The sequence below is a fragment of the Bacillus cereus group sp. BfR-BA-01349 genome (assembly GCF_022663795.1).
GTDB lineage: Bacteria > Bacillota > Bacilli > Bacillales > Bacillaceae_G > Bacillus_A > Bacillus_A cereus.
Genome location: NZ_JAKUGE010000011.1, coordinates 43147 through 56370 on the forward strand (window position 1 = coordinate 43147; position 13224 = coordinate 56370).

The window sequence follows — 13224 nt, forward strand, 5'->3', positions numbered from 1 at the left end:
TTGCGTACCGTGCAATTTATTGCATGGTATACAAAAAGTGACAAAATAAGACAGAATCTTTAGTTATTTTCCAAAGTATTGATTTTACTGCATTTTGAATGCGTTTTCATTACTGGTAAGACCACTTTTAAAAGTTGGCACGGTATTTGCTTTATAAATAGACGAGGGACGACGGAAAGGGTTGATTACAAAATATGAAGTTAGAATACTTAATTGATCAAGCAGCAGGAAAGCCTAAAAAAACTGTGGCTGTAGCAGTAGCTGAAGATCATGAAGTAATTGAAGCTGTAGCGAAAGCAATTAAATTACAGCTAGCTCAATTTCGTCTATATGGAAATCAAGAAAAAATAATGGGGATGCTACAAGAACATGGTTTACAAACTTCAGAACATGTTGAAGTGATTGCAGCAATGTCTAGTGCTGAAGCTGCAGAACTTTCTGTTAAAGCTGTGAGAAATGGTGAAGCAGATGTGCTTATGAAGGGGAACATCCCAACAGCGAATATTTTGAAGGCTGTGTTAAACAAAGAGTGGGGCCTACGTAAAGGTAGCGTACTTTCACATGTAGCAGCATTTGAAGTTCAAAATTACGACCGTCTTATTTTCGTTACAGATGCAGCGATGAACATCGCACCTGACGTAACACAAAAAGCTGCTATTATACAAAATACTGTAGAAGTTGCCCAGGCAATAGGAATCGACTTGCCCAAAGTGGCACCAATCGCAGCAGTAGAAGTTGTGAATCCAGCGATGCAGGCGACAATTGATGCAGCGATGTTAACACAAATGAATCGCCGTGGACAAATTAAAGATTGTATCGTTGATGGACCACTTGCTTTAGATAATGCAGTATCACAAATTGCAGCAGAGCATAAAGGCATAGTAAGTGATGTAGCAGGTAAGGCAGATATTTTACTCGTCCCAACGATTGAAGCTGGAAATGTGCTATATAAATCACTCGTATACTTTGCGGATGCAAAAGTAGGAGCAATGATTGCTGGCGCAACAGCACCGATTGTTTTAACATCTCGTGCTGATTCAGCAGAAACAAAAGTATATTCATTAGCATTGGCAGTTGCGACTGCTTCAAAATAAACCAAAAAGGGTAAAACATTAGGGGGAAACGACAATGACATTAGAAATCTTCGAATACTTAGAAAAATATGATTATGAGCAAGTAGTATTTTGTCAAGATAAAGAATCTGGTTTAAAAGCAATTATTGCAATTCATGATACAACACTTGGACCGGCTCTTGGTGGAACAAGAATGTGGACATATGATTCTGAAGAAGCGGCGATTGAAGATGCATTGCGTCTTGCAAAAGGGATGACATACAAAAACGCAGCAGCTGGTTTAAACTTAGGTGGTGCGAAAACAGTAATTATCGGTGATCCTCGTAAAGATAAGAGCGAAGCAATGTTCCGTGCACTAGGACGTTATATCCAAGGACTAAACGGACGTTACATTACAGCTGAAGATGTTGGTACAACAGTAGATGATATGGATATTATTCATGAAGAAACTGACTTTGTAACAGGTATCTCACCATCATTCGGTTCTTCTGGTAACCCATCTCCAGTAACTGCATACGGTGTTTACCGTGGTATGAAAGCAGCTGCAAAAGAAGCTTTCGGTACTGACAATTTAGAAGGAAAAGTAATTGCTGTTCAAGGCGTTGGTAACGTAGCATATCACCTATGCAAACATTTACACGCTGAAGGAGCAAAATTAATCGTTACAGATATTAATAAAGAAGCTGTACAACGTGCTGTAGAAGAATTCGGTGCATCAGCAGTTGAACCAAATGAAATTTACGGTGTTGAATGCGATATTTACGCACCATGTGCATTAGGCGCAACAGTTAATGATGAAACTATTCCACAACTTAAAGCAAAAGTAATCGCAGGTTCTGCAAATAACCAATTAAAAGAAAATCGTCACGGTGACATCATTCATGAAATGGGTATTGTATACGCACCAGATTATGTAATTAATGCAGGTGGCGTAATTAACGTAGCAGACGAATTATATGGATACAATAGAGAACGTGCACTAAAACGTGTTGAGTCTATTTATGACACAATTGCAAAAGTAATCGAAATTTCAAAACGCGATGGCATAGCAACTTATGTAGCGGCAGATCGTCTAGCTGAAGAGCGCATTGCAAGCTTGAAAAATTCTCGTAGCACTTACTTACGCAACGGTCACGATATTATTAGCCGTCGCTAATCATTCATATATAACTTTTACAAAAGGCGTGGTTACCTCTTATGAGGTTTCCACTTCCTTTTGAATTTATTAGTGGAGGTAGCAACATTGTCTGTAAATCGAATTCTTGTTATTAACCCAGGTAGTACATCCACAAAAATTGGTGTTTTTGATAATGAAAGACCCGTTTTAGAAGAAACGATTCGTCATGACGTAGAACAGATTGGGAAATACAAGCGAATTATCGACCAATATGAGTTTCGAAAAGAAACGATTTTAGAAGTTCTACATTCTCATGGTATTAACATTTCAAAATTAAACGCTGTTTGTGGACGTGGTGGATTACTTCGTCCAATCGAAGGCGGTACGTATACAGTAAACGATGCGATGTTAGAAGATTTAAAAAATGGGTTTAGCGGTCATCACGCTTCAAACCTTGGAGGCATTTTAGCATATGAAATTGCTTCTGGATTAAACATTCCTGCATTTATTGTGGACCCTGTCGTTGTAGATGAAATGGAGCCAGTTGCTCGTATAAGTGGTATTGCTGGTATGGAACGTAAAAGTATCTTCCATGCATTAAATCAAAAAGCAGTTGCTCGTAAAGTAGCCGAACAGTTAAACCACAAATATGAGGATTTAAATTTATTAGTTACACATATGGGCGGTGGTATTACAGTTGGTGCTCATAAAAAAGGAAGAGTAATCGATGTGAATAACGGTTTAAACGGAGAAGGACCATTTAGTCCAGAGCGTGCTGGTACAGTACCAGTAGGGCAACTAGTAGAAATGTGTTTCTCTGGTGAGTATTACCGAGATGAAATGATTAAAAAGCTTGTCGGACAAGGTGGACTTGTAAGTTTAATCGGTACAAATGATGCGATTAAAGTAGAGAAAATGGTTGAAAAAGGTGATCCTGAAGCAACTCTTATTTATAAAGCAATGGCATATCAAGTTGCAAAAGAGATTGGCGGAGCTAGCGCTGTACTTCACGGGAAAATCGATGCAATCGTATTAACTGGTGGACTGGCATACAGTAAAATTCTTGTCGATGAAATAAAAGAGCGAGTGGACTGGATTGCAGATGTTATCGTACATCCAGGCGAAGATGAGTTAGAAGCGTTAGCAGAAGGAGCACTTCGTGTATTACGTGAAGAAGAAGCTCCAAAAGAATACGTTGTACGTGAAAAAGAAACGGTAGCTAGGGGTTGAGATAATGGCAAAAGAATATGATTTAGTCATCGTTGGCGGCGGTACTGGTGGATATGTTGCTGCAATTCGTGCATCACAACTAGGGTTAAAAACTGCACTAGTCGAAAAAGAAAATCTTGGTGGTACTTGTTTACACAAAGGATGTATCCCTAGTAAAGCTCTTTTACGTAGTGCGGAAGTATATGCAACTGCTAAAAAAAGCGAAGAGTTCGGAGTTATTGCAAGCAATGTAGAACTAAACTTTGCGAAAGTACAAGAGCGTAAAGAGAAGATTGTAACGCAGCTTCATAAAGGCGTTCAACACTTAATGAAACAAGGTAAAATTGATGTGTTTGAAGGTATTGGCCGTATTCTTGGCCCATCTATTTTCTCTCCGATGCCAGGGACAATTTCAGTTGAACTTGCAAGTGGAGAAGAGAATGAAATGTTAATTCCAAAAAATGTACTTATTGCAACAGGTTCTCGTCCAAATTCATTACCAGGTTTAGAATTAGACGGAGAGTACGTAATGTCTTCAGATCATACCCTAAAAATGGAAACGCTTCCTAGTTCGATTATTATCGTTGGTGGCGGTGTAATCGGTATTGAGTGGGCATCTATGCTTGCTGACTTCGGTGTAGAAGTTACAGTATTAGAGTATGCAAAAACAATATTATCACTAGAAGATCAAGACGTTTCAAAAGAAATGCAACGTCTATTCAAGAAAAAAGGTATTAAAGTGGTAACTGGTGCAAAAGTATTACCAGAAACATTGGTAAAAGATAATGGAGTAACAATCCAAGCTGAACACAACGGTGAAAATAAAGAATTTAAAGCAGAAAAAATGCTTGTATCTGTAGGAAGACAAGCGAATACGCAAAATATTGGCTTAGAGAACACAGATATCGTTGTGGAAAAAGGATACATTCAAACAAATGAGTTTTATCAAACGAAAGAATCGCATATTTACGCAATTGGAGATGTAATCGGTGGCCTGCAACTTGTTCACGTTGCTTCTCATGAAGGAATTGCTGCAGTAGAACATATTGCAGGGAAAGAAGTTACACCAATTGATTACTCTATGGTATCAAAATGCGTATATAGCAGTCCAGAAGTTGCTTCTGTCGGTTTAACAGAACAAGAAGCGAAAGAAAAAGGCTATAAGTTAAAAGTAGGTAAGTTCTCATTCCGCGCAATCGGAAAAGCACTTGTATACGGAGAATCAGATGGTTTCGTAAAACTTGTAGTTGATGAAGAGACAAATGACATTCTTGGTGTTCATATGATTGGACCACATGTAACAGATATGATTTCTGAAGCGGGTCTTGCAAGAGTACTTGATGCAACACCTTGGGAAGTAGCACATACAATTCATCCGCATCCATCATTATCTGAGGCGATTGGTGAAGCAGCACTTGCTGTAGATGGAAGAGCGTTACACGCATAAAAATGTGGATTTAGGAGGTTATGAAAAATGGCAAAAGTAAAAGAAAAGCGCCATGAAGAGCTTGGCTTAAGTGATGAGCAAGTATTAGAAATGTTCCGTACGATGTTACTTGCACGTAAAATTGACGAACGTATGTGGTTATTAAACCGCGCTGGTAAAATTCCATTCGTAATTTCTTGTCAAGGACAAGAGGCTGCACAAGTTGGAGCGGCGTTCGCTCTTGATAGAGAGAAAGATTATGCATTACCATACTACCGTGATATGGGTGTTGTACTAGCATTTGGTATGACAGCTAAAGAGCTTATGTTGTCTGCTTTTGCGAAAGCTGGAGATCCAAACTCTGGTGGTCGTCAAATGCCTGGTCACTTCGGTCAAAAGAAAAATCGTATTGTTACAGGTTCATCTCCAGTAACAACACAAGTACCACATGCAGTTGGTATTGCACTAGCTGGAAAAATGGAGAAGAAAGATTTAGTAACGTTCGTTACATTTGGAGAAGGTTCTTCAAACCAAGGTGACTTCCATGAAGGGGCAAACTTTGCTGGTGTACACAAACTACCTGTTATTTTTATGTGTGAAAATAACAAATATGCAATCTCTATTCCAGTTGAAAAACAATTAGCATGTAAAAACGTATCAGATCGTGCGATTGGTTACGGTATGCCTGGATATACAATAGACGGAAACGATCCACTTGCAGTATATAAAGCTGTAAAAGAAGCAGCAGATCGCGGTCGTCGTGGTGAAGGACCAACTTTAATTGAAACAGTATCATATCGTTTAACAGCACATTCTAGTGACGATGATGATCGTGTTTATCGTGATAAAGAAGAAGTAGAAGAAGCAAAGAAAAAAGATTCAATTATAACATTCGCAGCTTATTTAAAAGAAGCTGGTGTGTTAACTGAGGAATCCGAAAAACAAATGTTAGACGAAATTATGCATATCGTAAATGAAGCAACAGAATATGCAGAAAATGCTCCGTATGCAGCACCTGAAGATGCATTGAAGCACGTATACGCAGAATAGGGGGGAACGTTTCATGGCTGTAATGTCTTATATTGATGCTATTACATTAGCAATGCGCGAAGAAATGGAACGCGATGAGAAAGTATTCGTTTTAGGAGAAGATGTTGGTAAAAAAGGTGGCGTGTTTAAAGCGACACACGGTTTGTATGATCAATTTGGTGAAGATCGTGCGCTTGATGCACCGCTTGCAGAATCTGCAATTGCTGGGGTAGCAATTGGTGCAGCAATGTATGGTATGCGTCCAATCGCTGAAATGCAGTTTGCTGATTTCATCATGCCAGCAGTAAACCAAATTGTTTCTGAGGCAGCAAAAATTCGTTATCGTTCTAATAATGATTGGACTTGTCCAGTTACAATTCGTGCACCATTTGGCGGGGGTGTTCACGGTGCATTGTATCATTCACAATCTGTAGAAGCGATGTTTGCAAACCAACCAGGTTTAAAAATCGTTATCCCTTCTACACCATATGATGCAAAAGGCTTATTAAAAGCAGCCATTCGTGATGAAGATCCAGTATTATTCTTCGAACATAAACGTGCATATCGTTTAATTAAAGGTGAAGTACCAGAGGATGACTACGTATTACCAATCGGAAAAGCAGATGTAAAACGTGAAGGTGATGATATTACAGTTATCACGTACGGATTATGTGTTCATTTTGCTCTTCAAGCGGCTGAAAAGTTAGCACAAGATGGCATCTCTGCACACATTCTTGATTTACGTACTGTATATCCATTAGATAAAGAAGCAATCATTGAAGCAGCTTCTAAAACAGGTAAAGTTCTTCTTGTAACAGAAGACAATAAAGAAGGAAGCATTATGAGTGAAGTGGCAGCAATTATCGCTGAAAACTGTCTATTTGATTTAGATGCGCCAATCGCACGTCTTGCAGGTCCAGACGTTCCAGCAATGCCATATGCACCAACAATGGAAAAATTCTTTATGGTAAATCCAGATAAAGTTGAAAAAGCAATGCGTGAACTTGCGGAATTTTAATCGGGGGGACTATACATGGCTGTAGAAAATATTACAATGCCTCAGCTCGGGGAGAGCGTTACAGAGGGCACAATTAGTAAATGGCTCGTTAATGTTGGCGATCACGTAAATAAGTATGATCCGCTTGCAGAAGTAATGACTGATAAAGTAAATGCTGAAGTACCATCTTCTTTCACGGGTGTTGTGAAAGAGTTAATCGCTGGTGAAGGTGATACGTTAGCTGTAGGTGAAGTAGTTTGTGTTATTCAAGTAGAAGGCGCAGATGAAGTAGCAGCAACAGCTGTTGAGGAAAAAACTAAAGAAGAATCAAAGGCAGAAGTAGCTACGTCTGAAAAAGCACCGAAAGTAAAACAACCAACTGATGGAAAACCACGTTTTTCACCAGCTGTGTTAAAGCTTGCGGGTGAGCATAACGTTGATTTAGATCTAGTAGAAGGTACGGGAGCAAACGGCCGTATCACTCGTAAAGATATTTTAAAGCTAGTGGAATCTGGAAATATCCCACAAGCAGGTGCGGCGAAGAAAGAGGAAGCTGTAGCGGCAGTAGTAGAAGCTCGCCCAGAAGCACCAAAAGCAGCACCAGTAGCGCAAAAAGTAGAAGCTGCGAAACCAGTTTCTGTACCTACAATGCCTGGAGATATCGAAATTCCAGTAACAGGTGTGCGTAAAGCAATCGCAGCAAACATGTTACGTAGTAAACACGAAGCACCACATGCTTGGATGATGATTGAAGTAGATGTGACAAACCTTGTGTCATACCGTAACTCAATTAAAGGTGACTTTAAGAAGCGTGAAGGCTTTAACTTAACGTTCTTTGCTTTCTTCGTAAAAGCAGTAGCACAAGCGTTAAAAGAGTATCCTCAAATTAATTCAATGTGGGCTGGCGATAAAATTGTTCAGAAGAAAGATATTAACCTTTCTATCGCTGTTGCAACAGAGGAAGAACTATTTGTACCAGTAATTAAGCAAGCGGACGAGAAAACAATTAAAGGTATCGCTCGTGAAATTACAGAACTTGCAGGAAAAGTACGTACGAAATCGTTAAAAGCAGACGAAATGCAAGGTGGAACATTTACAATTAATAACACAGGATCATTCGGTTCTGTTCAATCTATGGGTATTATTAATTACCCACAAGCGGCTATTTTACAAGTTGAATCAATTGTAAAACGCCCAGTAATTATGGATAACGGTATGTTCGGTGCTCGTGATATGGTTAACTTATGTTTATCACTTGATCACCGAGTACTTGATGGTTTAATTTGTGGTAAGTTCTTAGGACGTGTTAAAGAAATTTTAGAAAACATGTCAGAAAATAATACATCTGTATATTAATAAAAAGCTCGCTTATGCGAGCTTTTTATTATCTTATTTCTTCATCTACATCCTACTATATGTATAAATATCTTTCCCAGTAATCTTACAATAAACGATTATGTATTAGGAATTTACGAAAATACATTGCTGATATATGGTATATGGATATAAAATAAGAAAAGAATAATTTTTTTGGCAAATCTTACTGATGAAACTGTAGTATAATATATTGTATTGTATGAAAAAGAGAGTTATTCTATATAAGTGTTTTATAGATAATGTGTAATCAGTCGTCAAAACATGAAGAATGTTGACTCCTGGTTTTTTATTTTTGCCGTAACAATGTTTCAGGAGGATGTCATGAAAAGAAGTACCGAGTTTCTAAAAAGTTTAGATGTAAAATTAATTTTAATTTTGTGTGCACTATGTGTGACGAGTATAGCTGCTATATATAGCAGTCAGCAAACGGGACAGTATGGAGCTGCAAACTTTGCTATGAAACAAGGTGTTAACTACATAATTGGGGTTGTATTGTTACTTCTTGTTGCAAGCATCGACTTAGATCAATTGCAAAAATTATCTTGGGCGCTTTATATTGCTGGATTTGCTTCACTTATTCTTTTGAAAGTATTACCACCATCAGGTTTTACACCTGAAAAATTAGGTGCAAAAAGATGGTTTGTTTTCCCAGTATTTGGGCAAATTCAGCCGTCTGAGTTTTTCAAAATTGCATTGCTACTTGTAGTAGCGAGTATAGCAGTGAAACATAATGCACAGTATATGGCAAGGACATTCCAAACAGATTTAAAGCTAGTAGGTAAAATTATGCTAGTGTCACTTCCACCTATGGCGGTTGTATATAGTCAACCTGATACAGGTATGGTGTTCTTATACGCTGCTGCTATTGCATGTATTTTATTTATGTCAGGTATTCAAAAGAAATTGATAGCATTATGTACAGTTATTCCGTTGACCATATTAGCTGCTTTAATATTTATTTTCTTTAAGTATCAAGATTTTTTCTATAATAATTTAGTTACTTTACTAAAACCTCACCAACAGTCGCGTATTGTAGGTTGGTTAAATCCATTTGAAAATGCAGATCAAGGTTATCAAACACAGCAATCGATTTTAGCTGTAGGTAGTGGAGGAATGGAAGGTAAAGGGTTTGGGGGAGGAAGCGTCTATATCCCAGAGAAGCATACTGACTTTATTTTCGCTACAATTGCCGAAGAAGGTGGATTTATCGTAGCAGCCTTAGTTGTCTTCTTGTTCCTATTACTACTATATCGAACAATTATTATTGGTTATTCCGCTGATAATTTATTTGGTACATTATTATGCGCTGGATCAATCGGTATATTAACAGTTCAAATATTCCAAAACATCGGTATGATCGTTGGATTAATGCCTGTAAAAGGTATTGCATTACCTTTCTTATCGTATGGGGGAAGTTCCTTATTCTCAAATATGATTATGATGGGGCTCATATTATCGGTACGGAAAACTTATAAAAAATATATGTTTTCAGTTAAGTAAAAAAAGCTGGTTCGTTTTTAAACGAACCAGCTTTTTTACATATATGCTCATAAACGTTGCAAACTAAACAGGATAGCAGTTTGAGACGGGTAAGGAGTGCAAAGTGATGCATATGCATATTTTTGAAGGAGCACGGCATCTTTCTAATAGTGAATGGGTTATTCGGGCTATTATAGCATACATATTTTTAATATTAGTTGCGAAAGCGATGGGGCAAAGGTCTATCGCACAACTTCGTTTTTTAGATGTTGTATTAGTGTTATTGCTTGGTGGGAATATTTCTAACGCATTGTCTGATGAAAAAGTAGGGTTACTGGGATCGATGATTACAACGTTCATACTTGTTGTACTTCATATTATAAGCTCAGTTTTAATGCTGAAATGGGATAGATGGAGACGTTTTTTAGAGCCTGCACCTATTATTCTTATACACAATGGTTCCATTGATTTTAGCAATTTGAAAAAGGCGAGAATTACCTTGGAATATTTGTTTTCGGAACTTCGTATGCGAAATGTGAGCGATATTCAAACGATTAAATTAGCATTATGGGAAGCAAACGGTGTCGTTTCTATATTTCAGTATCCAGAATATGAAGCAGTTTCGCGGCTTGATCTTAAAGTGGCGGGAAAAAAATCTCCAGTTTCTTTTGTATTAGTAAAGGATGGGAGGATACAGAAAGATGTTCTTGCATTATTAGGAAAAACAGAAGCGTGGGCGAGAGAATTTCTAGAGGAGAGTACAGAAGTCAAATCTATTATGTTAGCTACAGTAGATGAATCACATAAAATAAATATTTTGTTAAAAAAATGAAAAATATACGCATTTTGTCGTTTCGTACATATGATACAATAGTGTGGACAACGAAAAAGGAGGCGATACGGTGGGATATGTAGAAGAATTACGAAAAATAGTTGGTCATCGCCCTTTAATTTTAGTTGGTGCTGTTGTACTCGTTATAAATGAAAATGGATATGTTTTATTGCAGCAGCGGACAGAGCCGTACGGAAAATGGGGGCTACCTGGCGGGCTAATGGAGCTTAGTGAATCACCAGAAGAAACAGCTTATCGTGAAGTGTATGAAGAGACAGGAATAAAAGTGAAGAACTTGCGACTAATCAATGTATTTTCTGGAGCGAACTACTTTACAAAATTAGAAAACGGTGATGAATTTCAATCTGTAACAACCGCCTATTATACGGATGAATACGAAGGGGATTTTGTTATGAATAAAGAAGAAGCAGTTCAGCTTAAATTCTTTTCAGTAACAGAACTACCTGACTATATTGTAGGATCGCATAAAAAAATGATTGCTGAATATATGAAGATTATGGAAAAAAAGATATAATAATAGTGAAAGAAATACAAAAACACAGCTCTGGTTGGTAGTCCAGACGCATGATTTCATGTCAGTAACCTTCCCCTCCGGGATGTCCCGTATTTCTAATCTTTTAAAGGAGGGGCTGTCAATGGATTTGACAGTATATCACGATGGCCAATTTTTTGTTGGAATCATTACATGTAAAGAAAAAGGGAAATTGTATGGGGCGAGGTATATTTTTGGGGCGGAACCGTCAGATGAAGAAGTGCTTATGTTTGTGAATGGTTCACTTTTAGAGCATTTTCAGCACTTTGCAAAATGTGGTGTAGAAGTTAAAGAAAAACAGCGTCCTAAAAACATAAAGCGTATCATACGACAAGCAGCAAAAGAAACAACTATTAAACGTTTTACTAAGGCGCAAGAGGCGATTAGTTTATCTTATGAATTGCATAAACAAGAAAAGAAAGTGCAGTCTAAAGAGAAGCGAGAAGCTGAAAAAGAAAGAAGACGTTTAATGAAAGTACAAAAAGCAAAGCAAAAACATCGTGGTCATTAAAGAAAAGGTGTTAGAGCAAGAGCTCTAACACCTTTTCTATACTTAAATACAAGTAAACTTACTTGTATTTCATAAACATTAACTGGTAAGATACAAATAGGTAGTTTTAGAGGAGGGAAAAGAGTGATTAATTTTAACTTTTTTATGAATGATGTTGTCCGCCAAGCGCGTGAAGAGATTGTCTCTGCTGGATATACAGAATTGACGACGCCGGAAGCGGTAGAAGAAGCGTTTAAAAGAAATGGAACAACACTTGTAATGGTAAACTCTGTATGTGGTTGTGCAGGTGGTATTGCTCGTCCTGCTGCTGCGCATTCCGTACATTATGATAAACGTCCTAACCACCTTGTAACGGTGTTTGCAGGTCAAGATAAAGAAGCGACAGCAAGAGCGCGTGAATATTTCGAAGGGTACCCACCTTCTTCTCCATCATTTGCTTTATTAAAAGATGGAAAAATTGTAACGATGGTAGAGCGTCATGAAATTGAAGGTCATGAACCGATGCAAGTTATTGCGAAACTACAATCATATTTTGAAGAGAATTGTGAAGAACTATAAAAAATAAGAGAAAAGGCGGCACGTCCACAATCAAGTGGATGTGCCGCCTTTTTTATTTATTATTAAAATTTCTGAGATATGCATAGTTGTGTTATTTTATGCATCATTTTATACATAACAAACAGCATTTATATTGTTTGATTATTTATTTTTATTTTATATATTGCATAAAAATAAAAGTGCTGATACAATACAAACATCGAATAAATATTCTATTAAACTTTTAAATATACATTATTAGGGGGAAGAAAGATGAAGAAGTTAGTATCAATATCGTTTGCACTTATTTTAATTGTAAGTATATTCAGCGCTTGTAGTAATGGGGAATCGAAAGAAACAAAAGGAAATAAAAAAGTACTCGTAATGGGAACTTCAGCAGATTATAAACCTTATGAATATGTAGATGCGTCAAAGAGCGATGAAATTATTGGCTTTGATGTTGATGTTGCTAAATATATCGGAAAAGAACTTGGGTATGAAGTGAAAGTGAAAGATATGGATTTTGGTGGTTTATTAGCATCTCTTAGTTCAGGAAAAGTTGATTTCGTAATGGCAGGTATGACGCCAACTGCAGAGCGTAAAAATAATGTTGATTTTACAGATATTTATTTTGTTGCGAAAAATATGGTCGTTTCTAAAAAGGATTCTAACATTAAATCTGTAGAGGATTTAAAAGGGAAAAAAGTAGGGGTACAAACAGGGTCTATTCAAGAAGAGAAAGCTGCAGAATTTAAAAAACAAGTAGATTTCCAAGTTGAGGGACGTGACCGTATACCAGAAATCGTACAAGAAATTAAAGCTGGTCGTTTTGACGCTGCAATTATAGAAGATACAGTTGCTAAAAATTATTTAGAGAAAATGAAAGATTTACAAGGAATTGAAATTAAAGAAGCACCAGAAGAAGTTGGAGCAGCAATTGCCCTTTCGAAAAACAGTGATAAAACAGCTGAATTTAATAAAGTAATTAAAAAAATGCAAGAAAATGGAGAAATGGATAAATTAGTGAAGAAATGGTTTGGCAGCGGAAAATAAGCTGCCTTTCACTTTTCTGTGAGGGGAATGA

13 protein-coding genes are annotated in these 13224 nt (G+C 37.3%); all 13 read left to right on the plus strand.

Features of this window, described 5'->3' with window-relative positions; genetic code table 11:
* The first annotated feature begins 194 nt into the window (after positions 1–194).
* Positions 195–1094 carry a phosphate butyryltransferase gene (gene yqiS / locus MR169_RS08490; protein WP_016118617.1) on the plus strand — a complete coding sequence of 300 codons (900 nt, stop codon included), beginning with the start codon at positions 195–197 and terminating at the stop codon, positions 1092–1094.
* Between the two features lie 34 nt (positions 1095–1128).
* Entirely contained in the window at positions 1129–2229 is a 1101-nt protein-coding gene (locus MR169_RS08495) for a leucine dehydrogenase (protein ID WP_000171357.1), read from the plus strand.
* Positions 2230–2316: 87 nt separating this feature from the next.
* Positions 2317–3420, plus strand: coding sequence for a butyrate kinase (gene buk / locus MR169_RS08500; RefSeq protein WP_000115780.1), 1104 nt, complete (start codon positions 2317–2319; stop codon positions 3418–3420).
* A gap of 4 nt (positions 3421–3424) precedes the next feature.
* Positions 3425–4846 (plus strand): dihydrolipoyl dehydrogenase, encoded by a 1422-nt coding sequence (gene lpdA / locus MR169_RS08505; protein ID WP_242319258.1) that lies wholly within the window; start codon positions 3425–3427, stop codon positions 4844–4846.
* Between the two features lie 27 nt (positions 4847–4873).
* On the plus strand, positions 4874–5875 hold the full coding sequence (gene bfmBAA, locus MR169_RS08510) for a 3-methyl-2-oxobutanoate dehydrogenase subunit alpha (protein WP_242319259.1): 1002 nt from the start codon (positions 4874–4876) through the stop codon (positions 5873–5875).
* A gap of 13 nt (positions 5876–5888) precedes the next feature.
* Positions 5889–6872, plus strand: a complete 984-nt coding sequence (gene bfmBAB, locus MR169_RS08515) for a 3-methyl-2-oxobutanoate dehydrogenase subunit beta (protein WP_000290071.1) — start codon at positions 5889–5891, stop codon at positions 6870–6872.
* Positions 6873–6887: 15 nt separating this feature from the next.
* Positions 6888–8207, plus strand: a complete 1320-nt coding sequence (locus MR169_RS08520; RefSeq protein ID WP_000257681.1) for a dihydrolipoamide acetyltransferase family protein — start codon at positions 6888–6890, stop codon at positions 8205–8207.
* Between the two features lie 342 nt (positions 8208–8549).
* Positions 8550–9728: an FtsW/RodA/SpoVE family cell cycle protein gene (locus tag MR169_RS08525; RefSeq protein WP_242319260.1), complete on the plus strand. Its 1179-nt coding sequence runs from the start codon at positions 8550–8552 to the stop codon at positions 9726–9728.
* 106 nt (positions 9729–9834) lie between these two features.
* A complete protein-coding gene (locus tag MR169_RS08530; protein WP_109139904.1) occupies positions 9835–10539 on the plus strand; it encodes a DUF421 domain-containing protein in 705 nt (234 codons plus the stop codon).
* Positions 10540–10609: 70 nt separating this feature from the next.
* Positions 10610–11074 carry an NUDIX hydrolase gene (locus tag MR169_RS08535; protein WP_000542555.1) on the plus strand — a complete coding sequence of 155 codons (465 nt, stop codon included), beginning with the start codon at positions 10610–10612 and terminating at the stop codon, positions 11072–11074.
* A gap of 121 nt (positions 11075–11195) precedes the next feature.
* Positions 11196–11603, plus strand: a complete 408-nt coding sequence (locus MR169_RS08540; RefSeq protein WP_242319261.1) for a YjdF family protein — start codon at positions 11196–11198, stop codon at positions 11601–11603.
* Positions 11604–11747: 144 nt separating this feature from the next.
* Complete coding sequence (locus MR169_RS08545) at positions 11748–12161, plus strand: BrxA/BrxB family bacilliredoxin (protein ID WP_001979317.1); 414 nt, start codon at positions 11748–11750, stop codon at positions 12159–12161.
* Between the two features lie 252 nt (positions 12162–12413).
* Positions 12414–13193 (plus strand): transporter substrate-binding domain-containing protein, encoded by a 780-nt coding sequence (locus MR169_RS08550; RefSeq protein WP_242319262.1) that lies wholly within the window; start codon positions 12414–12416, stop codon positions 13191–13193.
* Positions 13194–13224 lie beyond the last annotated feature (31 nt).